Origin of the sequence: Thaumasiovibrio subtropicus (assembly GCF_019703835.1) — a bacterium.
GTDB classification, from domain to species: domain Bacteria; phylum Pseudomonadota; class Gammaproteobacteria; order Enterobacterales; family Vibrionaceae; genus Thaumasiovibrio; species Thaumasiovibrio subtropicus.
On sequence record NZ_AP023054.1, the window covers coordinates 1,845,531 to 1,867,713 of the forward strand.

At 44.3% G+C, this 22,183-nt stretch carries 21 protein-coding genes, 1 pseudogene and 1 riboswitch; of the genes and pseudogenes, 11 read left to right on the top strand and 11 right to left on the bottom strand.

Going from position 1 to position 22,183, the window contains the following annotated elements; all coding sequences use genetic code 11:
* Positions 1 to 8: 8 nt before the first annotated feature.
* Positions 9 to 98: a cytochrome bd-I oxidase subunit CydH gene (gene cydH / locus TSUB_RS08320; protein ID WP_107924937.1), complete on the bottom strand. Its 90-nt coding sequence runs from the start codon at positions 96 to 98 to the stop codon at positions 9 to 11.
* A 694-nt stretch (positions 99 to 792) separates the two neighbouring features.
* Between cydH and TSUB_RS08325 the strand changes: the two genes are divergently transcribed.
* From TSUB_RS08325 to torA, 11 genes are all read left to right on the top strand, one after another.
* Complete coding sequence (locus TSUB_RS08325; RefSeq protein WP_087016083.1) at positions 793 to 2,283, top strand: sodium-dependent transporter; 1,491 nt, start codon at positions 793 to 795, stop codon at positions 2,281 to 2,283.
* Position 2,284: 1 nt separating this feature from the next.
* Positions 2,285 to 2,380 (top strand): MetS family NSS transporter small subunit, encoded by a 96-nt coding sequence (locus tag TSUB_RS08330; RefSeq protein WP_087016085.1) that lies wholly within the window; start codon positions 2,285 to 2,287, stop codon positions 2,378 to 2,380.
* A gap of 174 nt (positions 2,381 to 2,554) precedes the next feature.
* On the top strand, positions 2,555 to 3,070 hold the full coding sequence (locus TSUB_RS08335; RefSeq protein WP_087016088.1) for a hypothetical protein: 516 nt from the start codon (positions 2,555 to 2,557) through the stop codon (positions 3,068 to 3,070).
* Positions 3,071 to 3,085: 15 nt separating this feature from the next.
* Positions 3,086 to 4,084, top strand: coding sequence for a DUF2860 family protein (locus TSUB_RS08340; protein WP_087016090.1), 999 nt, complete (start codon positions 3,086 to 3,088; stop codon positions 4,082 to 4,084).
* Positions 4,085 to 4,345: 261 nt separating this feature from the next.
* Positions 4,346 to 5,995 carry a pyridoxal-dependent aspartate 1-decarboxylase PanP gene (gene panP, locus TSUB_RS08345; protein ID WP_087016092.1) on the top strand — a complete coding sequence of 550 codons (1,650 nt, stop codon included), beginning with the start codon at positions 4,346 to 4,348 and terminating at the stop codon, positions 5,993 to 5,995.
* Between the two features lie 370 nt (positions 5,996 to 6,365).
* A complete protein-coding gene (gene torD, locus TSUB_RS08350; RefSeq protein ID WP_246616336.1) occupies positions 6,366 to 7,022 on the top strand; it encodes a molecular chaperone TorD in 657 nt (218 codons plus the stop codon).
* A gap of 337 nt (positions 7,023 to 7,359) precedes the next feature.
* Positions 7,360 to 8,364 (top strand): HTH-type transcriptional repressor PurR, encoded by a 1,005-nt coding sequence (gene purR / locus TSUB_RS08355; RefSeq protein ID WP_087016094.1) that lies wholly within the window; start codon positions 7,360 to 7,362, stop codon positions 8,362 to 8,364.
* Between the two features lie 179 nt (positions 8,365 to 8,543).
* Positions 8,544 to 8,643: riboswitch (cyclic di-GMP riboswitch) on the top strand.
* A gap of 123 nt (positions 8,644 to 8,766) precedes the next feature.
* The gene (locus TSUB_RS08360; RefSeq protein WP_087022691.1) at positions 8,767 to 9,369 is read left to right on the top strand and encodes a TfoX/Sxy family DNA transformation protein; all 603 of its coding nucleotides are present in this window, start codon (positions 8,767 to 8,769) and stop codon (positions 9,367 to 9,369) included.
* A 136-nt stretch (positions 9,370 to 9,505) separates the two neighbouring features.
* Positions 9,506 to 9,673, top strand: coding sequence for a trimethylamine N-oxide reductase system protein TorE (gene torE / locus TSUB_RS08365; protein WP_087022688.1), 168 nt, complete (start codon positions 9,506 to 9,508; stop codon positions 9,671 to 9,673).
* Between the two features lie 61 nt (positions 9,674 to 9,734).
* Complete coding sequence (gene torC, locus TSUB_RS08370; protein ID WP_087022686.1) at positions 9,735 to 10,922, top strand: pentaheme c-type cytochrome TorC; 1,188 nt, start codon at positions 9,735 to 9,737, stop codon at positions 10,920 to 10,922.
* Between the two features lie 15 nt (positions 10,923 to 10,937).
* Positions 10,938 to 13,403 carry a trimethylamine-N-oxide reductase TorA gene (torA, locus tag TSUB_RS08375; RefSeq protein WP_087022683.1) on the top strand — a complete coding sequence of 822 codons (2,466 nt, stop codon included), beginning with the start codon at positions 10,938 to 10,940 and terminating at the stop codon, positions 13,401 to 13,403.
* 129 nt (positions 13,404 to 13,532) lie between these two features.
* Here torA and TSUB_RS08380 read toward each other — a convergent pair whose 3' ends face one another.
* The 10 genes and pseudogenes from TSUB_RS08380 to TSUB_RS08420 form a co-directional block, all read right to left on the bottom strand.
* Complete coding sequence (locus TSUB_RS08380) at positions 13,533 to 14,339, bottom strand: BRO-N domain-containing protein (protein WP_087022681.1); 807 nt, start codon at positions 14,337 to 14,339, stop codon at positions 13,533 to 13,535.
* A 342-nt stretch (positions 14,340 to 14,681) separates the two neighbouring features.
* Complete coding sequence (locus TSUB_RS25190) at positions 14,682 to 14,810, bottom strand: hypothetical protein (RefSeq protein ID WP_281422907.1); 129 nt, start codon at positions 14,808 to 14,810, stop codon at positions 14,682 to 14,684.
* A gap of 300 nt (positions 14,811 to 15,110) precedes the next feature.
* Positions 15,111 to 15,488 (bottom strand): DUF7674 family protein, encoded by a 378-nt coding sequence (locus TSUB_RS08385; RefSeq protein WP_087022675.1) that lies wholly within the window; start codon positions 15,486 to 15,488, stop codon positions 15,111 to 15,113.
* A 128-nt stretch (positions 15,489 to 15,616) separates the two neighbouring features.
* Positions 15,617 to 15,991 carry a hypothetical protein gene (locus tag TSUB_RS08390; protein WP_087022672.1) on the bottom strand — a complete coding sequence of 125 codons (375 nt, stop codon included), beginning with the start codon at positions 15,989 to 15,991 and terminating at the stop codon, positions 15,617 to 15,619.
* A 95-nt stretch (positions 15,992 to 16,086) separates the two neighbouring features.
* Positions 16,087 to 16,539, bottom strand: coding sequence for an HIT family protein (locus TSUB_RS08395; protein ID WP_087022667.1), 453 nt, complete (start codon positions 16,537 to 16,539; stop codon positions 16,087 to 16,089).
* A gap of 171 nt (positions 16,540 to 16,710) precedes the next feature.
* Positions 16,711 to 17,812: pseudogene (locus TSUB_RS08400) on the bottom strand (ISAs1 family transposase).
* Positions 17,813 to 18,621: 809 nt separating this feature from the next.
* Positions 18,622 to 19,155 (bottom strand): hypothetical protein, encoded by a 534-nt coding sequence (locus TSUB_RS08405; RefSeq protein ID WP_221274507.1) that lies wholly within the window; start codon positions 19,153 to 19,155, stop codon positions 18,622 to 18,624.
* 546 nt (positions 19,156 to 19,701) lie between these two features.
* Positions 19,702 to 20,724 carry a hypothetical protein gene (locus TSUB_RS08410; protein WP_087025337.1) on the bottom strand — a complete coding sequence of 341 codons (1,023 nt, stop codon included), beginning with the start codon at positions 20,722 to 20,724 and terminating at the stop codon, positions 19,702 to 19,704.
* Positions 20,725 to 20,969: 245 nt separating this feature from the next.
* Positions 20,970 to 21,242 carry a nicotinamide mononucleotide transporter gene (locus TSUB_RS08415; RefSeq protein ID WP_087025340.1) on the bottom strand — a complete coding sequence of 91 codons (273 nt, stop codon included), beginning with the start codon at positions 21,240 to 21,242 and terminating at the stop codon, positions 20,970 to 20,972.
* A 162-nt stretch (positions 21,243 to 21,404) separates the two neighbouring features.
* Positions 21,405 to 22,178, bottom strand: coding sequence for an NERD domain-containing protein (locus tag TSUB_RS08420; RefSeq protein ID WP_087025343.1), 774 nt, complete (start codon positions 22,176 to 22,178; stop codon positions 21,405 to 21,407).
* Positions 22,179 to 22,183: the final 5 nt, after the last annotated feature.

Genomic DNA, 22,183 nt, shown 5'->3' on the forward strand with positions numbered 1-22,183 from the left:
CGTTTAAATTAAAAACTGATCGCCATAAGACCAAACGCTAAAATCATCAGCAAGATGCCGCCCGCAAAGGTCAACGCAAGTTTCAATTCTGTATCCATGACTCTTCTCCCCTAAGCATGCTGTCTTTAATTCAATATGCAACCCCAACACGATGAGTATAAAACACTTTAAAAATACAAAGTGTTAACAAATTCACAACACTGAAACTTAGCCTTAATTTTAGAAAGGTTTTATCGTGACAACTTGGGTGGCGTTTATTTTTTGTTCTATTGCAACATTTTACCAACAAGCATCCACGACTAAACATTCACATGCAATGCAACTCTATTTACTAAAGCACGAAAAACCGTGCACCGCGATCTTACCGTGTGAATAAAAACACACATTACAGCACCAAACACCAATCAACAGCGAGTTAACAACATTTAAATATCGCTATGCCGCAACTTTTTAGTGCCACTGTGTAATTTTCAACCACAAATCAGATTAAACACTATAAACAGAAATAAAAATAATATTCTGCCATCTCGACAATAAATAGAGAATGTGACGAGAATCACCCCAGTAACACGCTTACATATTACCACTAACGAGATAAATGTCGGTTTATTACATTACTAAAACGTAACAAAGCAGAAACATCATCTATTGAGTTATCATCTATCAAACGATAATCTGCACAGGTCACATTTAGCGAATCATCCCGAATTCGCAAACACAACATAAATCAAATAAGAAGTATCCCCTAAACTAAAGGAAATAGTTAGGGCATATAACTACTAGGAGTTTAAAATGCAACGAGAACAGTGGGGATCCCGCGTAGGATTCATATTAGCTGCTGTTGGCTCAGCGATAGGCTTGGGCAACATCTGGCGATTCCCTTATATGGCTTACGAAAACGGTGGTGGCGCCTTCTTTATTCCTTACCTTTTTGCCATGCTCACCGCAGGTATCCCATTCATGATCATGGAATTCACCATGGGTAGCCGTCTTCGTGGCGCTGCACCTCGTGTATTCGGTAAAATTAATGCCAAACTTGAGTGGCTAGGCTGGTTCCAAGTCTTTATTGCAGCGGTTATCGCAATTTACTACGTTGCCGTCATCGGTTGGGCAATCTCTTATATAGGCTTCGCGTTTAAGCAAAGTTGGGGTACGGATCCTAATGGCTTCTTCTTTAGCGAATACCTGAAACTCGGTGGCGACAATACACCTAGTAGCCTAGGTGCTATCCAATCGCATATCGCGGGACCAATGCTACTCGCGTGGGGCATTACCTTTGCCGCTATCTTTGGTGGCGTTAAAGGTGGCATTGAACGCGCAAGTAAGATCATGATGCCATTGCTGTTCATTATGGTGCTTGCCCTGATTGTACGTGTCGGCTTCTTGCCGGGTGCGACAGATGGCCTTAACTTTATGTTTAAGCCTGACTTCAGCCGTATCCTTGATCCTACCGTCTGGTCTGCAGCATACGGTCAAATCTTCTTCACACTGAGTGTGGGCTTTGCCATCATGTTGGCCTATTCAAGCTATTTGCCAGAGAAGTCTGACATCAACAACAACGCCATGATGACAGTCTTCATCAACTGTGGTTTCTCTATCATGGCTGGTGTGATGATCTTCAGCATCTTAGGTTACATGGCGCACCAACAAGGTGTCCCAGTTACTGATGTAGTTGAAAGCGGTGTTGGCCTAGCGTTTGTTACACTACCAACCGCAATTAACTTGTTACCAGCGCCGCACATTCTTGGCCCACTCTTCTTCTTCGCTTTGACTGTCGCAGGCCTAAGCTCAATGATTTCTATCATTGAAGCGGTGACTTCTGCGGTGATCGATAAGACCAAACTATCACGTAAAGTGGCGGCTATCTTGGTGTGTGGTATCGGTGCTGGACTTTCAATGGCATTTGCGACCAATGGTGGTCTACTACTACTCGACTTGGTCGACTACTTCATGAACAACGTTGCTCTGCTTGGTAGCTGCTTGATTGAGCTTATCCTTATCGGCTGGGTTGTAAACAAACTACCTGAACTACGCACACACGCTAACAGTGTTTCTGAGCTCTCTGTTGGTCAATGGTTTGATTTCTGCCTGAAGTTTATTAGCCCCGTGTTGCTGGCGATCATCTTGGGTAACAATCTGTTGACGACGCTAAAAGAAGGCTACGGCGGTTACCCACAATTTGATCAAAATATCTTCGGTTGGGGACTGGTCGCTGCCATGTTTATTGTCGCTGCTATTGTCAATGTAGCAAGCAAACCAGTTACTGACGTCACGGAGGCTTAAGATGGACATAAGCGCAATTATAATGATGATCATTGGCTTCGGTTGTACTTGGGGTGGCGCAGCACTGTGTATTCGCCGTGCGATGAACAGTAAATAGTCATCCAACGAAGACAAACCGTTCCAAAGACGAAAAACAGCACCTTCGGGTGTTGTTTTTTTCCTCTTAAAAGGTATCATGTACGCATAATTGATTTTCAGTTTCATAACGTTCGCGTTACACTCTTCAGGGTAAACTTCATCTTCAATATCAACGAAATATATAGGAAGTAGTATGAAGCGCATGACCCTAGCAATAACATTGGCACTCACTGCTTTAACCGTGAAGGCTGGTGAAAAAGAGTGTCAAAGTGAGATGTACCACAACTACGTAGACGCAAGCCTTGAGTGGTATCAAGACCTCGTCAGCGTTGCTGTAGAACAAGATGAATCGCTCACCGATGTAGCAGAATGGTTCCTCAATGGCCGTCGCACTCACTTCTTGTTTAATCGCACCGCAGTCGATTGGTACCTCAGCAATGAACCTGAAAAATTGCAGTTAGCATTATCTGTTGAGTCTTGGTTAACACTAGACCAAGCCGAGATTCGTGCACTTTCTGAGAGTCAACACGCACTTTCTGATGATGCCAAAGCAATGTATGAACTGCGACAAGCGAAACCCCATAAACAGAATTACCAATTACGCAGTGCTTTTGCTGACCTGTTAAGTCACCCAGACAAAATTGATGGTCCGCTAAAGTCCTATAACGAAAAAATGACTCAGTTGGCGGAGATGAACTGCCAACAATAACTTACGGTAGGCGCTATGCAAAGAAACACACTGGCAACACTGATCACCGCAACACTTTTAACTTCCGCTTCGGTCTCGGCAAATGTGATGCCCCCGAAAGACAATGGCTTTTCCGGCGATATAGGTGTCAGTGTGTTTTACACCTCCGGTCATTCACAGTTCAACATGGACGACGGCGCTGTCACCGACAGTATCTATGAAAAGGGAGAAAAAGAGTCTGATTCAACCATTGCCCCACTCGGCAACCTCAATTACACCTTCAACAATAAGCAGAGCCAACTCTTTCTCGGTGCAAGCCGCGCCGATGTGGCGGTTGGTCGCTTACACCTTGAGTTTGGCTATCGTCATTGGCTAGCAAACAGCACACAGCTCTCTTTTAGCGTGATTCCCGGCATCGTCGACAGTGAAACTTGGCAGGACCCCTATGTCGCCAATCAAACGCGTGTCATTTCAGATACCAACTCAAAAGCGTTTCGCTTTCAGGCTAACAATATCGTAGGCAGTGGCGTTAGTTGGGAAATCGCCGCGGGTGAGATTGAGATTGAAAATGAAAAAAGCGGCACCACAGACCCTAGCTTTGCGGCTATCAACAAATCCCAATTAGACCGCAACGCAGACGTGCTCTTTTCCGAGCTCGGTTATGCCTATATGGTCAATCGTGGTTTGATTCTGCGCGCTGCGATCGATTATCTCGATTATGGTGCTAAAGGTGATGCCATGGCCTATCAGCGCATTGGTGCGGAAGCATCGGTCATTCTGAACACGCGCCGCAGCTCAATTGTTACCACATTCGGTTTTGGGTCATCTTCGTTTGATCAATCCCATCCTATTTACAATAAAACGCGCGATGACAGCGACTACAGCATTTTCGTCGCTTATGAGTATCGTGAGCCCCTCGGTTGGAAGAACTGGTCGGTGATCAGTTTGATTGGCTACAATGAGACAGATTCGAATATCGATTTCTACGACGAAGACAGTCTACTCACTTCAGTGGGCATGAACTATCGTTTCTAGTCCGTTCGATAAAGGGGTGACAGCGTCACCTCTTTGTCATTAAATATTTCCTACCTTTCGCTGAACCAACATCACTTTCCACATCAAATAATGGTGAATGCCCGTTTTATCACCAATTGCACTCGCTTCTTACTTTTCCTTACGGTCAAAGCGGTTTTTTTTCTCATATAATTCAGATACCCTCTGTTTTTTGAATCACCATTTGCGTTGGCACTTAGAAGAAAAACGACAAATAAAGCCAAAAGGGACGCTGGACAAAAAATGTCAACTTTCACAAAACCTGCTGAAGCGACGCTAGAAAATCTGTTTCGCATTTTCACCATACCAGAAGCGCCGGGCTCAACACTCAGTTCCATAGAGACTCAAATCTCTGCGAACCTTAACGACTTTCTGCGCACCCACATTGCCGCAAAAGAGAAGCCCCTCGCCGAGATCGAAAAAGACTTCAGTGGTGCAGATATTCCTGAACACCCGAGCTACGTTTCAGAGCACACCGAATTTTTGCTAGAAAAACTGGTGGCGCAATCTGTGCATACCTCTGCGCCCAGTTTTATCGGCCACATGACATCAGCCCTTCCCTACTTCCTGATGCCGTTATCTAAAATCATGATCGGTCTCAACCAGAACTTGGTGAAGATTGAGACCTCGAAAGCCTTTACGCCCCTAGAGCGTCAAGTGTTAGGCATGTTACATAATCTGATCTATCAGCAACAGAGTGACTTCTACGACACTTGGATGCACAGCGCGGAACATTCACTCGGCGCATTTTGTTCTGGTGGTACCATTGCGAACATCACCGCACTCTGGGTTGCAAGAAATAACCTCTTAAAGGCTGACGGCGATTTTCAAGGCGTCGCTCAAGAAGGGTTGTTCCGTGCCATGCGCCACTATGGCTATGACGATATCGCCGTATTGGTCTCTGAACGTGGTCACTATTCATTGAAAAAGGCGGCAGATGTCCTCGGCATTGGCCGTCGCAGCCTTATCCCTGTCAAAACCGATGACGATAATCGTATCGACCTAGACGCACTGAATGAGAAACTGGCGGAGCTCAAAGCCAACAATATTAAGCCTTTTGCGATTGTCGGGGTTGCTGGCACCACAGAAACGGGCAACATAGACCCACTTGACGCCCTCGCCGATATTGCGCAAGCGCACGATTGCCATTTTCACGTTGATGCCGCTTGGGGTGGCGCTACCTTAATGTCTGACAACCATCGCCACCTGTTAAAAGGCATTGAACGCGCAGATTCCGTCACCATTGATGCTCACAAACAGCTTTATGTCCCTATGGGTGCCGGTATGGTGATTTTCAAAAACCCGGCGTCCATGGCTTCGATTGAGCATCACGCCGAGTATATTCTGCGTAAAGGCTCTAAAGATCTCGGTAGCCATACCCTTGAAGGATCGCGAAGCGGGATGGCTATGCTGCTCTTTGCATGCCTTAACGTTATTAGCCGCCAAGGCTACGAAATGTTGATCGACCGTGGTATCACCATGGCGGACAATTTTGCTCACTTAATTGATAGCCGTCCTGAGTTTGAACTCGTTACCCGACCTGAACTCTGCTTGCTGACCTATCGCTATGTCCCTGTCGAGGTGCAACACGCGCTGGATAAAGGGACACAAGAAGAAGTGACTCGCCTACATGAGCTTCTCAATGACCTAACCAAGTTCATTCAAAAGCGCCAACGTGAGTCTGGTAAGTCTTTTGTCTCTCGTACGCGTATCAATCCCGCGCGCTGGGATCGTCGCATCACCACGGTATTCCGGGTTGTACTGGCTAACCCGCTCACCACAGAAGAAATTCTTGAATGTGTCCTTGATGAGCAAAGTGATATCGCTAAGCAGAGCATCATTAGCCTGCCTAAATTGCTCGAGCTTGCGAGACAGATAAACGCACGACAGTAATCAACTACCGCCGCCTCAACAGGCAAAGCTTAAGAAGCAAGCAACAGGAAGCAGACTAACGCGGCGAGTTCAAGGCAAAGGGGTAACGGAATGGCTTTCCCCTTTCGAACACATTTAACGCAGAAATCGGGGCGCTAGTCGCTTCCCAAAGCGCGAGTTTTTTGGCTCGCCACCTTTGTTACTGCTTTTTGATGTAGTCGACTAGACCTTCAAAGCAGTGCCGCGATGGCAAACCTAGAAACTCGCGCTGAACAAGCATCTTGAGGTGACTTGAGTATATTCAAATAAGCATCTTCTTTTTGCTCTCCTTAAAAAGCATCTATACTTTCAGTGTGTTATGCAGAGTGTAGATGTGGCTATGAACGACCCATTGATTAATGAAAACCGTGCCCAAATGTACTGGTGGTTTTCTTCTTTGTTTTTTACTGAACTAACAGAGAAACAACTGCAGCATTATATGAGTCCACAGTTTCTTGCTTTTATTCAGCAGTTGTCAGAAGCAGAAGAGCTACAAGATGCCTCAGAACATTTCTCTCATGCCCTCACCCGGTTAAATTCCCGAGAAGATGTACAATTAGAGCTTGCCGCAGATTTTTGTAGTTTATTTCTAACAGGTGATCGCGCCAGTGCAATACCTTATGCCTCAGTCTATTTAAGCCAAGATAAATTAACCCACGGCGAAACCGCACAAGAAATTCGCGCACTACTGATAGAACATCAAATCGGTTTAGATGCGCAACATAATGAACCCGCAGATCACATTGCGATTATTCTCGACTTTGTTGGTAACTTAATCATTAATATGAATAAACATGAAAGCGACCAGCAAATTGCGAGACACCTCAATGATCAAATCGACATTATCCAGCGTTACCTCGTCAAATGGGTCCCCCAGTTTGTCGATCGCGTTAGTCAAAATGACCGCTTTGGTTTTTATGCAACCAGTGCAGAACTGCTTCAAGCTTTTTTGATATACGACTTAAGTTACTGTATTGAACAGTATCAAAGGCACCACACTACACCATGATGTTATTTAATGACACAGACTGCAAATACGGCCAGTAACTCGAGATGGGATTGCATCGAGCGTATAAACTACCCAAGCAATTCGTAAACCCATAGTGCTGAATAGTGATAAACACGTAGACAAGTGGTGAGAAATGCCGCAAGTGGTACCCCTGATATCACAATGTCGCGCTAAAATTCCGTATATCATTTCATAAAGATTGCACTATCGTCCTTACTCAGTAGAATGTGAACGCAAGCGATTACATAATGAAATGTTGCTGTGACCGTTTACACGCAACCACTCAATAATAGCCAGCGATGCGTACTGCTGGCAGATACGATATTAGAAGAAAAAAATGGCAACCATTAAAGATGTTGCGCGCATGGCTGGCGTCTCAACGACGACTGTCTCGCACGTAATCAACAAAACTCGATTCGTCGCAGAAGCTACGCAGAAAAAAGTGTGGGAAGCAATCGACGAACTCAACTATGCGCCAAGTGCCGTTGCGCGTAGTTTGAAGTGTAACTCTACCCGCACTATTGGCATGTTAGTAACCAAATCTAACAACCCTTTCTTTGCCGAGGTGGTTCACGGCGTTGAAGAGTATTGCTACAAAGCCGGCTACACACTGATTCTATGTAATACCGAAGGCAACTTTAACAAACAGCGTGATTACCTACGCATGTTAGCTGAAAAACGCGTCGATGGTCTTCTCGTCATGTGCTCAGATCTTGATGACGAACTACTTGCCATTCTCAATCGTCAAAAAGATCTACCGATGGTCATTATGGACTGGGGACCAGAATCTGTTACCACAGATAAGATTCGCGATAACGCAGAGAAAGGGGCGTATCTCGCCACGCGTCACTTCATCGACAATGGCCACCAAGAGATTGGTTGTGTGTCAGGCCATTTGCAGCGCAATACCTGTGTCGAGCGCATGAAAGGATTCAGTGCCGCGATGCAAGAGGCGAACTTGCCTATCAATCAAGATTGGATTATCGAAGGCGACTTTGAGTGCGAAACGGCAGTGAAAGCGGCGCAAGATTTCATCGCAATGGATCAACGCCCTACTGCTATCTTCTGCTTCAATGACATTATGGCGATGGCGTTAATCAGTACGTTTGAGCAGGCAGGTATTAGTGTACCAGACGATATTTCGGTGATTGGCTATGACAACATTGATTTATCTCCTTACTTTTCACCACCTTTAACGACAATTCACCAGCCTAAGCACCGTTTAGGTAAAAAGGCAGTCGAGTTACTGATGGCGAGAATTAAAGATAAAGAACACGATAGCCAATTATTCGTCATGGAGCCCGAATTGGTAGTACGTAAGTCTGTAAAACGTATGAAATAAATTCATCATCTTTTTATAAATGCCTGCTTTGAGAACAAGCGGGCATTTTTTTGCCTTTTATGCAAATACGCCAATATTCTGTTCTGCACTTATCAAATTTCCCGTCAAAATTATGGTACCAATATCACGTTTTTATTGGGACGAAGATCAAAACCTATATTGATATAAGCTAAATATTGTCACGAACAGGGCAAACCATTCGAAAGATTGGGACGCAAAGCTTCCGGCCTAAATACAAGATTTTTAACGAATCTGGTAAATGGTAGCGGGGTTGCCGATGGAAAAACTAGTTGTACACACGGAAGTTGACAGAGCGTTGACATTCAGGAACTGCAGCTGGTCTATTCTTGGTTCCTAGCTCTGATTAGTGGTGACCTATTCACATAATCACCGAGATGTAGCATGGACAAACCAGTACTAAAAACTTCAATAAAGTTACTCAGTCGTTTTGGGACAATTAAGTCGCGTTCAATGTTTGGCGGTTTTGGCCTTTTCTTAGGCGAAACCATGTTCGCACTTGTTGTAAACGATAAACTTCACCTACGTGCTAACGCCAGTAACGAGCGTCAGTTCAAGGAGAGTCAATTCCAGCCTTACGTTTACAAAAAGCGTGGGTTCCCGGTTGTCACTAAGTATTATGCAATACCTGACACCTGGTGGGATGACGAAGATCAGATCATCTCTCAAGCATCCCTCGCACTCACCGCAGCGCAAGAGGATAAAAAGGATCAAGAGGCAAAAAAGGCGAAGTTGCCTGACCGAATCAAAGATTTACCCAATCTGAGATTGGCAAACGAACGAATGCTGAAAAAAGCGGGTATTACCACTGTTGAAGAGCTCGTAGAAAAAGGCGCTTTACAGGCATTCAGACAACTGCAAGACACGCAAGGCGAATCGCTAAACGTCGAATTACTTTGGGCATTGGAGGGCGCAATCACAGGGAAACATTGGTCTGTCGTTACCGAAGACCGACGTCAAGAGCTCCTGTCAAAGCTCGGTGGATGACGACTTTATAAGGCTAAATGCCAACAAATTCTGAGAAGGCTGACTTTCTATTGAAAGTCGGCCTTTTTACTTTTCAGCCCGCCATGACCAAGTACAGGGTCTATACTCCATTCATGGCACTCAGGTGGGCAATGTCATGGACAACAATACAACAACAACGTCGCAACGCAGTGATGAGTGGAAAACCTTTCTATTCATTGTCATTTTTCTCTTCCCTATCCTTTCGGTCATCATCGTTGGCGGATACGGCTTCTTCATCTGGATGATGCAGATCTTTTTCTGGGGTCCGCCCGGCCACGGCTAACAAACCATCTCAAACGCTTACTGACTTTCTATAACCACGCTTTTTTATCAGCGAGGCCACTATGAAAAAGCTTCTCTCCGCGATGTGGCGGACATTTCGACGCCCTGCGACAAGCATTAGCCTAGGCGTGCTTTGCTTAGGCGGATTCGTTGCCGGCATTATTTTCTGGGGCGGCTTTAATACTGCGCTAGAAGCAACCAATACCGAAGAATTTTGCATCTCATGCCATAACAAACCTGAGAATGATCTTGTATACACTGAATTGCAGCAAACCGTTCACTGGTCAAATCATTCTGGTGTCAGAGCCACCTGTCCCGATTGCCATGTTCCGCACAATTGGACAGATAAAATCGCCCGTAAAGTACAAGCCAGCAAAGAAGTCTTCGCTTGGTTTGCGGGCAGCATCAGCACAGTGGAAAAATTTGAAGACCGCCGCTTAGTACTCGCCCAACATGAATGGGAACGCCTTTCGGCTAACGGTTCGTTAGAGTGTAAAAATTGCCACAGTTACGCCAGTATGAATTGGGACCAAATGTCGGATACCGCGCGCATTCAAATGGAGCAAGCCGCGGAAAGAGACCAAAGCTGTATCGATTGCCATAAAGGCATTGCTCACAAGCTGCCGGAAGGGATGGAAAGCTCTGGCGGTATGATAGGCGAACTAGTGCAGCAATCACATAGCACCCGCTACAGCGTGGGTGAAAGTTACTACAGTGTCCGTCACCTCAACATTTATGAAGACGCCAATCTAACCACAGAAGGTGGCCTACTCAATCCCGCAACCAAAATTACCGTCATTGCTGAACAAGGCAATGCGATTCAGTTCAATATAGAAGGGTGGCGAAAAACCAAAGGTTTTGGTCGTGTGATAAACGAAGATTTTGGGTTAAACATACCCTCAGCCGCACTCACCAAAGAAGCAGCGGCCAACGACGACATTATCCAAGTCTTCGAGCAAAAAGAAGATGACCTCACAGGCCTTGGTTGGGAACGCGTCACAGCAACACTTTGGGCAGAGAAAGACTCTTTCCTCTCATCGCCTGATGCACTGTGGGCAAAAGCCGATGAATCTTATGTGACCAACTGCAGTATCTGTCACACGCAGCCCGCACCCGCTCACTTTAGTACCAATGCATGGCCTGGCATGTTTAATGGCATGTTGTCGTTCGTCAATCTTGACGCGGACAGTGAAGCATTAGTACTGAAATATCTACAAAAACATTCTTCAGATTTCTCAGATCATCACTGAGTAAGGTAGGAAATGATGACAGTAAGTCGACGTGAGTTTCTCAGAGGCTTAGCGACCACAGGCGTTGCAGCTGCTATCGGCCCTAGCTTAGTTGCGCCACTTGCCAACGCAGAGGAAGACGCCACGCTAGGCACATGGAAAACATCCGGTTCTCACTTCGGTGCATTTAGAGCACGCGTTTACGCAGGTAAAGTGCAAGAGATTGAACCATTAGCATTCGATAAACACCCCACTGATATGATCAACGGTATCAAAGGGGTGATCTACAACCCTTCAAGGGTGCGTTACCCAATGGTTCGCCTCAATTGGCTCAAGAAACATCGCTACAGCAGCGACACACGTGGCGACAACCGTTTCGTTCGGGTCACTTGGGATGAAGCACTCGATCTTTTCTATCGAGAACTCGAATATGTACAAACTAACTTCGGACCTTGGGCGTTACATGCTGGGCAAACAGGCTGGCGACAAACCGGACAATTCCACAGTTGCACAAGCCATATGCAACGTGCAGTCGGTATGCATGGCCACTTTTTAACCAAGGTTGGCGACTACTCAACAGGCGCAGGGCAAACCATTCTCCCCTACATCCTTGGCTCAACCGAAGTCTATGCCCAACAAACTTCTTGGCCTAAAATCTTTGCGCATACCGATGTACTTATCCTCTGGGCGAATGACCCAGTCAAGAACACCCAAGTCGGCTGGCAGTGTGAAACCCATGAATCCTATGCCTACTACGAACAACTCAAGCAGAACCTCGCCGACAAAAAGATCCGCGTTATCTCCATAGACCCTGTAAAGACCAAAACACAGAACTTCTTAGACTGCGAGCATCAGTACATTAATCCGCAAACCGATGTGCCCTTCATGCTTGGCGTTGCGCATACACTTTACAAAGAAGACCTTTACGACAAGGACTTTATCAACACTTACGCATTAGGTTTTGATGACTTCCTGCCCTATTTATTGGGTACCGCCGCAGATGAGACAGAAAAGACACCCGAATGGGCGGCCGCTATTTGTGGCATAGATGCTGACACTATTCGCGACTATGCACGCTTAATGGCCAATAACCGCACGCAAATTATCTTTGGCTGGTCAATACAACGTCAGCAGCATGGCGAGCAGCCCTACTGGATGGGTGCCGTTGTCGCCGCTATGCTTGGCCAAATCGGTAAACCCGGCGGCGGTGTCTCTTATGCACACCACTACAGCGGTATTGGGATCCCTCCCACGGGCGCAGCAGGTCCTGGCGGATTTCCAAGAAACCTCGACCCCGGCATGAAGCCTAAACATGATAATAAAGACTACAACGGCTACAGCAGCACAATTCCCGTCGCGCGTTGGGTCGATGCGCTGCTCGAACCGGGCAAAAAAATCAACTATAACGGAGCAACCGTCACCTACCCTGATATCAAAATGATGGTATTCAGTGGCAATAACCCTTGGCACCATCACCAAGACCGTAACCGGATGAAAGAAGCGTTCAAAAAACTGCATACGGTGGTAAGCATCGACTATTGCTGGACAGCGACATGCCGATTCTCAGACATCGTATTGCCTGCATGTACACAATTTGAGCGCAACGATATCGATCTCTACGGTGCATATTCAGCCAGTGGGATTCTGGCCATGCATAAACTGGTCGACCCACTTTATCACTCAAAGACAGACTTCGAAATTTTCACTGAGCTCACTCGTCGATGGGGACAACATAAAGCGTATACCCGCGGCATGGACGAGATGGACTGGGTCAAGATGCTTTACAACGAATGCCGTGAAGCCAATAAAGGCAAGTTTGCTATGCCCGAATTCGATGAGTTCTGGGCAGCTGGCTTGGTCGAATTTGGGCAGGGTTCTGATTATATTCGCCATGCTGATTTCCGTGAAGATCCTGAAATAGCACCACTCGGCACTCCGTCAGGCTTTATTGAGATTTTTAGCCGCACTATCGATCGCATGGGCTATCAAGAGTGTCGTGGCCATCCGATGTGGTTTGAAAAAGCAGAACGCTCTCACGGTGGTCCAAAATCAGATGTCTACCCGCTTTGGTTACAATCTTGCCATCCAGATAAGCGCTTACACTCACAAATGTGCGAGTCGGAAGAGTTTAGAGCAACCTATGCCGTACAAGGACGTGAACCGCTATACATGAGCCCAGAAGATGCGAAAGCACGCGGTATTGCTGATGGGGATTTAGTCCGCATCTACAACGATCGCGGCCAAGCTCTAGTAGGTGCAGTGGTGTCGGATGACTATCCACCGGGTGTAGTGCGGCTCCAAGAAGGCGCATGGTATGGCCCCTTGAATGAGAAAGTCGGCGCTATCGATACTTATGGTGATCCAAACACTATGACACTCGATATCGGTGCATCGGAACTGTCGCAAGCCACCAGCGCCAATACTTGCTTGGTCGAGATCGAGAAGTTCAACGGCGAAGTCCCCCCTGTCACCTCCTTTGGGGGCCCTATTATGGTGAGTTGACGGCACGATTCCTTTCCTTCAAATACACAAAAGCCTCGAATATTCGAGGCTCTTTATGGCTCTACTGCTGTACTTCGTTATTTCTCAGCGTTTGATGGGGAAGTCATGTATGTGATTGACTTTATGGCTCTACTGCTGTACTTCGTTATTTCTCTTACTGCTTTCAAACAAAAGTACTGCCTTATCAATCGTCTCGATAGTGAAAGCCTTAGAGCAGATGTCACGACCGCTACTTCTTTTCTGAGATTTATATGAACCAGAACCATCAGACGAAAGATTCAAACAATGTGCAAAGAGCAGATACTGGTCTGGTTTAGAAAGATTCTCACCATACCAATGGTCTGCCACCAATAAATACTCTACTTGCTCAATTTGTTTTCGTAGCTCCCCAATATCTTGAGCTATGGTATTCATTTGCTTCTTTAAAGCAGCATCTGCTGCCTTACGTTCACGGGTCTCTTGGAGTTGGAGTACAAGCATCGTCTCTACATCAAACTCTCCCTCAAGAGATAAGGAAGTTCCAGTTTGATTCGTGGATGGGTACGTATATGCCCCTCGTTCCAATACTGACGGAATGACATCTTCCAATACCCATTTCTGGAATTTAATACAAGCAGGTGAGTTACCTTGAAGGACAACTCGAAGCAAGCCTGCTTGAGTGACATAGCTTTCGAAAAGAGGATCCAAAATATTATCAGGGACGTTATCTCTTACCCTGATTTCATCTTGAAGCAAATGAGTGGCATGCCCTCTCATCAAACTTAACATTGAACCAGAAGGACGAGAGGTTGGTTCAAGGACTTGATTTTCAGCAGAAATTGTTTGAACTACATCATGAAGAGAAAAGAACAAAACACCTTGCTCTTCTATAGTTCGTATGGATACTTTACCTGATGCGGCACTATTATAAGAGAATATTGTTTCGGATAGATTCATATTCGCACCAATGTTACTCAACACATTGCTTATATAATATACCGCCTAATAACCAGACATCAATACGTGGTCAGTCTCATCAAAGACAAATCAAGAACGTGGTAAGTAGTTCGTATCGCTTTGGCTTCATTACCGAACTTCTCGGCTAGGAGATTTCGAAGCTTGATGATAACTCCCACAGTTATATCTGAGGTTACATTTGAATAGCCACCTTCTAGTTAGACAAAATGACTAATAGAGTAGACGGCTTCTTAATCCAGTACTTTGAGGTAGCTTGAGTATAGTTTTTGCCCGTTTAATCGTCCGCGTTGAAAAGCAAGGTAAACTTACTCTCAACATCGCTTAATTCTCACCCGTCAGCCAAGCATGAAACTCGGGATCATCTTCGATCCGGTACTCTTTATCTGCTACGGTATTACCCGGAACAGTGATGGCCTCCAACCCAGTGCCATACTCTTTCTCTATCATCATAGTATCGTAAATCAGAAAGCTAGTGGCCGGTAGCCAAATGAGATGAAAGCAAATATTGATCACTTTTCGCTTGCTTGAATAAAAAAATATGTAAATTAGGCTAAGTACAAGTGGATAAATTATCACTAGGATAACAAGCCACTGTAACTCAAGTGACACGTCATCCAAAACCATGGTTCATCCCGCATTCTCTACGACCTCTTTAAACAGCAATATCAAAACAACCAAACGACCAAACGACCAAACGACCAAGTAAAATACTCTGCCACATCGCTAAATTGCTAGTGCTTTTGCTAGTTATTAATAGGTAGGTTTTCTGCCATGAAACCGTACATAGAGTTGTTTCAATACGTCAGGGAAAGTATCCCAAAATGGTGCTACTTTCTCTACAGGAACGTTGAAAAATAAGTTTTCCACAAAAGATACATCAATGCAGTCTCGCACTTCACTTTCACCATTTAAATAGCTACTACGAAAAAACTCAAAGAGAGATTTATAGTCGTTCTCGGCTGAAGATACCACCATTTCGTAATTCAAAACATTTGCCAAACTACCAAACCAAGAGTAGGCACACTCTGGGTTAACTTCACCCCAAAGACGAATGTGCTCAACATCAGCTTTCTTAGTAATCTTTGGAAACTGAGTTCTAAAACTCTTGTACATACTTAAAACTGTCATGACATCCGCCTAAAATCAACGTGATCTACACCAAATCTAGGTTATTATCCCCAAGAAAAATAAAGTCATTAACCCACATGTTAATGTCCATTTCGCCAATCACCATGCCAGAGTTCTAGTTAAGTGTTCTATGTGGAAACGCCTTGAACACAAGTATGATAAACAATATTTTGGAACTCTTTCACTGTAATGTCTTTTCTCAGCTCTGGACCATACCCCTCTTCATCAAGCTCGACGACGGGATCCACAACGTCTTCATCACTAAGCTTAATATCTAGGGTCTCTTCAATATTAATGACTACATCCAGTATAGAAAGCAGGTCGACAGAAAAGCTTTGCTGAGAAAGCGCTGCATCAACATCGACAACATCAACTGGCACATCAGCGGTATTTGCCAGTCTCTCTATAACAAGTGTACTGACAGCATCACAATCGGCAGCAAAAGTGAGACTTGAAAAAATAACGGCTACCGTCGCTACGCAAGATAATTTTAGATTGTACATTGATGCTTCCTTTTTTATAGCTATGAACCGTTAGTCCTAAACCAGCTACCATTCATTGCACAGGGCTAGTCAACCTATTTCTATTCGTTTAATACCTATTCTACATTTTCTAAAAGCTGTGTGAGGATAGTCGTCCACTCTACTTTGGTGCACTCTGGGGTTAAAATTGGCGAAGCCTTATACACATTGTCTCCAGCTATTCGCCCTTTGACATGAACATGATAATGCCAAACATCTTGTGTACCACACGGTTCATTGTTTTGCCAAACAGTGACGCCTTCTACTCCGGGCATTTGGCGTACCGCTATTGCAACATTCTTTGAGAGCACAGCTAAATGCGCTAATACCTCGTTAGGCAAGTCGTAAATGTTTTCATAGTAAGCCTTGGGAACGACCAATACCGTTGGCCCGGAGTTCTCATGGTGACGCAAACCTAAGCATACAAAACCCAGTTCAGACTCATAGATGACGTCGGGATCATTACTAAGGCTTCCTGAAACCATTTTACAGAAAGGGCAGTTATAACCATCAGGCTCATGATTGTGCATACTATCTCCAGAAGTGAGTAGCGTTTTCCATTTCAGTCACAACTCACCTCGAGATTCAAAATCGAGTAACATACACTTCCCCTAATGAACTTCGGATTTATTGAAGTGAGCGCTGAGAGTCAACACTGCACGACACGCTTACTTGCAGGGCAGGAGCATACTTTGATGGATTTATAACCCAAAGAAAACTCTTGCCCTATAATCGTCGTTCCAACCCGCTTTTTTCAGCTTCACTTTTTGACTCGGTGCACCACAGTCGCATTGCTTGAGCATATTCATCACAAAACGTCTGAATAACGCAATGTTTTCAACCGCACCATCTAAAGTGATACGAGAGCTATCTTCTTTAAAAACAACATCTAAAACATAGTGTTGACTGTTCTCTATCCGCCAATGCTGGCGAATATAGTGGCCCAGTAGTTTGTGATTCGGCGATAAAGAACTTATGTAGTATGAGGTATCTACAGTGCCTTTACCGTTGATCACACGATGGCGTTCCACTGCTATAATGCTTCTTACCGTCGGCCACTTCTCCGACAGGTCGGCAGGCAATTTGGCCTTTAGCTGAAACACGTATCGCTCCTCGCTGCGTCCATGTTTTTCTCTTTGATTTCAGTGACTATTTTCTCCTTGCCTGCATCAAAACTGCTTGGAACTGCGCCACAACAGCCGCTCTAAGCTTAGGCTGATTATTCTTAACCTGGACAACAACATGGGCTTGCTTTTCTTTGATTTTCTCTAATGTTTCACGCTGACAATGCAGTGCATCAACCGTGACAACGCTACCCTTTACATTAATAACATCAAGCATTTGGCGGACAATGCTTATCTCACCATTTTTAGTCTCAGTCGGCTTTTGACTCAGAACGAGACCACGCTCGGTGTCGTACGCCGTGACCAACTGCAATGCTGTTTTTCTATCGTTACGATAGGAGCCTCGAAGTACTTTTCCGTCAAAGGCGATAATGGGGCTGCTGTCCTGACCAGTTCGTTGTTCGTTTATCCAAAGAGCTAAAGCCTCAAGCAAAGATTCGGCAACAACGGAACGCAAGATACGAGCTATCGTGTGTCTGCGAGGGATACCATGTTCGAATGGTCTGTATTTTCTTAGCCAGTCGAGCTTTTCTTCTCCATAAAATTCAATGTCTTGCCAGCCTTCGCATCCTGATGCAATGGCACTAATCACAAGGAACATCACGTCGATGATATCGTGCTTCTGGTTGATGTTCGACCGAGTATCTTCTACAACAGATAAGTGTTCAATAAGGTTCACAATTGCTATATTTCAGAGGGTTTGGCGCAATTAGATCACATTAGCTATCAAAGTGCGATCCCGCCCTGCGCTTACTTGCTTGTTAGCTTTTTCAACGTCCGATCAAAGCCTAAAGCCGTAATTTCACCAGTAGCGCTATATCGTTCAACTCCAGTTTCCCACAGAGTAATACATGACTTTATTACTGTAGTAACAATATCATAATATTCGCTACCAACACCTCGGTATTTATTATTCATTTTGAAATATCTATAACTCTGTATACGCGAAGGGTATTCAAAGTGCGATTAAAAGCATCTGTTATTATCCAAACTATGGTTTTGCCAATACTGGCCATATCAAAAGGCACTAGACTGATAGTGTGTCATTTTTTAATCGTTTAGTGTATTTATCTTGCTCCGTTTTGTATCCCAGCCGTAACTCACCTAAGTCAATGGCACCAACACACTCCAATGCAAATAGAGAGCGAAATACTCCCTCTCTCATAATATCAAATAAGAAATTCGCAGTTTTATACCTATCTCCAATGTTCAACTAGATACCTTTACGCATTAACAATAATTTGAGTTTCGTGCCAGGAAGATCTACCGCACTTAAGTGATTGCTGAAAGCCAGTGCTGGAGGTGACTCTGTCACACTCCGCCTGGTGTTGTGAGGATAGCAAAGATCTCGGCCGGGAATACGCTTAAAAGCTTGCAGCGACGCCCACGATTGGAAGAAGAAGTTATGCAAGCTGAAGCGCCATGACCTTCTAGAGCCTTCATACGTGTCCGGTAAAATGGTTCAAGTCCGACACCATTAAGCCCTAACTAGTTGCATGCCGCTACTGAAAATGTCGAACCAATTGCACTAGCAATACCGTTTATTATTTTACTGGTTAACCTAGCTCTGTTAATAATTATATCCAGTAGAAATACAAATATCACTGAAATATAGGCCAAATAACCTAATCCTATATAGTCGTTGTATAGTATCGTGAAAAACCAGTCTTGACCAAAGATATAAATAGAAGAAGATATTACTGTTGATGCTACCAGCAGTAATCCAGGAACAAACAAATGTGTATTCGCCTTTGGCTTAGCGAAGGACACAATTATGAGAGCAAGAAATACTAAAAGGTTAGAACCAAGAAATATTCGAAGATCTGTTTTTAAGTTGGCCACTATTTCGATGTATTGGCTCTTGACTATATCAGTCAAGGTGCCTTCTGCTATCTGAATACTCTTGATTTTCTCAACGTAACTAGACGCTATCGATTGCGACAAAGCCTTTTTCTTCTCGCAATCATAGTCACACATTGCTGCGACAATAGCAGAAATTTTGTCGGGGAGTTCGTTGTCCAATTTATGTTGGATTTACTCTTTTTCGATACCTAGCTTTTGTGCAATGTTTAAAGCAGCTTCAGCGACTGTAGATTCGCTCATCGAATGCTGTTTCTGCTGCACTTCCTTCTCTATTTGAAATTTAATAAAGTCTTTAGCAGATTCTTCAAACTTATCATAGGAAATGAAAGTCAAAGAAAATAAACTGCAAAAAAACAAAACCAAACAGACCTGTCATTTTTAATGTAATACTCATAGTTTCCTTACCAAGTATCGTGAAAATAATCGAATTCAAATTATGAGCTAAAAGCATGAAGTGACAAGAGTATCGACTTTCCTTCACAAGTTCTTCTCACGTGTTAAACGACTCTCAACTGAAGCAAATGTGCCACCGATATGCATAGGACTTGCAGCGGCGCACACTATTAGGTGAGAGCGATATGCACATTAGTCTTAGTAAGCCCTACTGGCTGAACTCTAAAAGGCTGACAGCCATCAATATTTTGAGATCGCGTCATGTGGAACGGATACAAAACGAAAATGCACTATCGACGACAGCGTCGTAGGTTATGAGGAGTTATCACGCTCCAATTCCCGCAGCTTACTCAATGCAAAACGTCCCCTTTCCGACACTGCAGAGGATTGATCTAATGAAAATTTTTCTGCTAATTCCTTAGCATAAACTCCAGCCCCTTCTAGATCTCGAATCAAAACCTCTGCTGACACTTTCCTCACAACGGATGACCTATCTTCAGCAGCGCATTCTAGTAATCTCAGTACTGGCACTTTGGTCTCTAACTTACGTTCGGCGACTATAGGCGTCTTTCTTCCCTCACAGTAACGGATATCAGTCCATATCCATTTATAGCCTTCTACCCACGCTATACGCCTTTCAAGCAAGCTTCGGTACGCTTTAGCTCGAACTGCGGGCTGTACGGCTAGATTTGCAATTTCTGGTAAATAGTCATCAAGAATATTTGTGCGCCCAAGCTGAGAAAACAAGAATGGCATAGGCCCTGAACTTGATGATATCAACCTCGATCTCATGGAGTTCGCAATCTCTTTCTGCGAAATGATTAGTAAGAGAATTTTCTTGTCCGCATCTTCAATCCTGCCCCAAGAGTTCCAATTTGAAAGCGCAATTAGCAAGGAATCGATTACGAAATCCGGTGCTGTCACTTTTGCCAATTCCGGTAATGACTCTCTCGCAGCGTCACGTACTTGTGGCACCCAATCATTAAGTCGACGCACCGCAAGAGAAAAGAAGAACGTATTGGGGGCTGCTCCTCTCAATGTTCGCAAAGCTTTTTCTCTCTTGTAGCCATCCCAACTAATCAAATCCAACCAAGTTAACCGCTCTTTAGGCTTTGACCAAAACTTCCATTTGGGAGGCTCACGTTCTCTGAGTGCAAGGGAGAATTCAGTCCGAATAAATCGCTCCCAATAATCAAAACTTGTAAGTGGTAGTTGGGAGGTCACATCTATCAACGAAGACATATCAGCAACGACTTTACTGCCCGAAGTTATCGAGTATGCAAAGTCCTTGACTGCTTTAACGACGTTCTCTTCGACTACTTGAGATTTTTGCATACTCTATAATCCTCACAACAAATGACATTGGCTCCCCCTCTCATGAAGATCTGCCAAAAACGATTAAGCGCTGAGAGTCTATTCTAGGGGTAACAATGCCATATTCCCTCAGTCATTATGGCGTTGACCTTGCTGAACATCAGTTCAGCATTCACATTACCAATGTTTTGAGATCGCGTCATTTGGAACGAATACAAAACTACAATGCACTATCAACCACAGAGTCGTTGATTATACGAGAAATTTTAGCTTGCCGATGACTGTTCAGATGCGCTTACTTTAGGCTCTTTCTCTGGCGTCGACCATTTGATGATCGCTCTAAGATTCATTGAAAAAAAGATGATATTTGCAACTATCATTGCGACACTGCCAGTAAGATAACCAACAGCTATCCAACTCGTATTGCCGCACATCATTAAAATGAACCCAATTTTGTTCTTATTTCCAATTTGCCAAATAGCAAGAAACGTAAGTACCATAGCAATCCAGTCGATTCCATAGTACTGAAAATATTCCATTTATCCTCCTAGCACATAACGCTTTGCTCTCGAGCCCCTCATTTATCCTTTTCTGAACAATGAGATGAATGCACATCGCCTACTCTGGTCCAATGATTCGAGACAACATCATGTGGGACGAAAGTATGGCTATGCATTAGCTATGGACGCTTTAGTCGTTTGTTAGTTGAATTCTTCCACCGACCTACACCTAGGAAAAGAGGAACAACCCCAAAACTGCTTACCCTTATTTTCACCACGCTTTGTTTCACGCACAACCATTTCAGAGCCACAACGTGAGCAATGCTTTACGTTTCCTTTTAAAGCGACCAGATTTTTAACATGTTGCCTATGCTTTAAATCTGTAACCACGCCTTTTCTTAGCTTAACTTCACAGATAGCGGCAATAATTTCACCGTATTCATCTTCTGAGAATACTGGCTGCGTGAATTGCTTTATGTAATCCACGCAACCTCGGGCGTAAGTAACATTGTTAGGCATATCAGTTTTAAACTTACTGTCACCGATAAAAACGATGACCGAGTGTAACTTAGATGAATCTATGTCCAACAAAGACTCTAGAGTTTTGACATGTTTATAATTTTGATGAAGCGGATTCTGAAATTTAGAAGTATGCCGGTATATTTTTTGAGTCCATTGTTTTTGACTTTTTGAGCCAAAGATCCACCCTTTCATATTTTTAGTTTCAACAACAAAAATACCAAACTTAGAGACAACAATATGGTCGATTTGTGTTGTACCATCTTTCGTGGGTAACGTGACATCTTTAACCAACGTATAATCAGACTCAGAGAGCTGTGACAACAGTCTGTTTACCAAGAACTCGCCAAACTTACCTTTAAACCACCGACTCTTGAGTATCGATAAAATAAGTAGCAGAGGAATGATGTACCAAACTTGAGCTAAAGCGCCTAGCAGTAGTCCTAAAATATTCATGAATC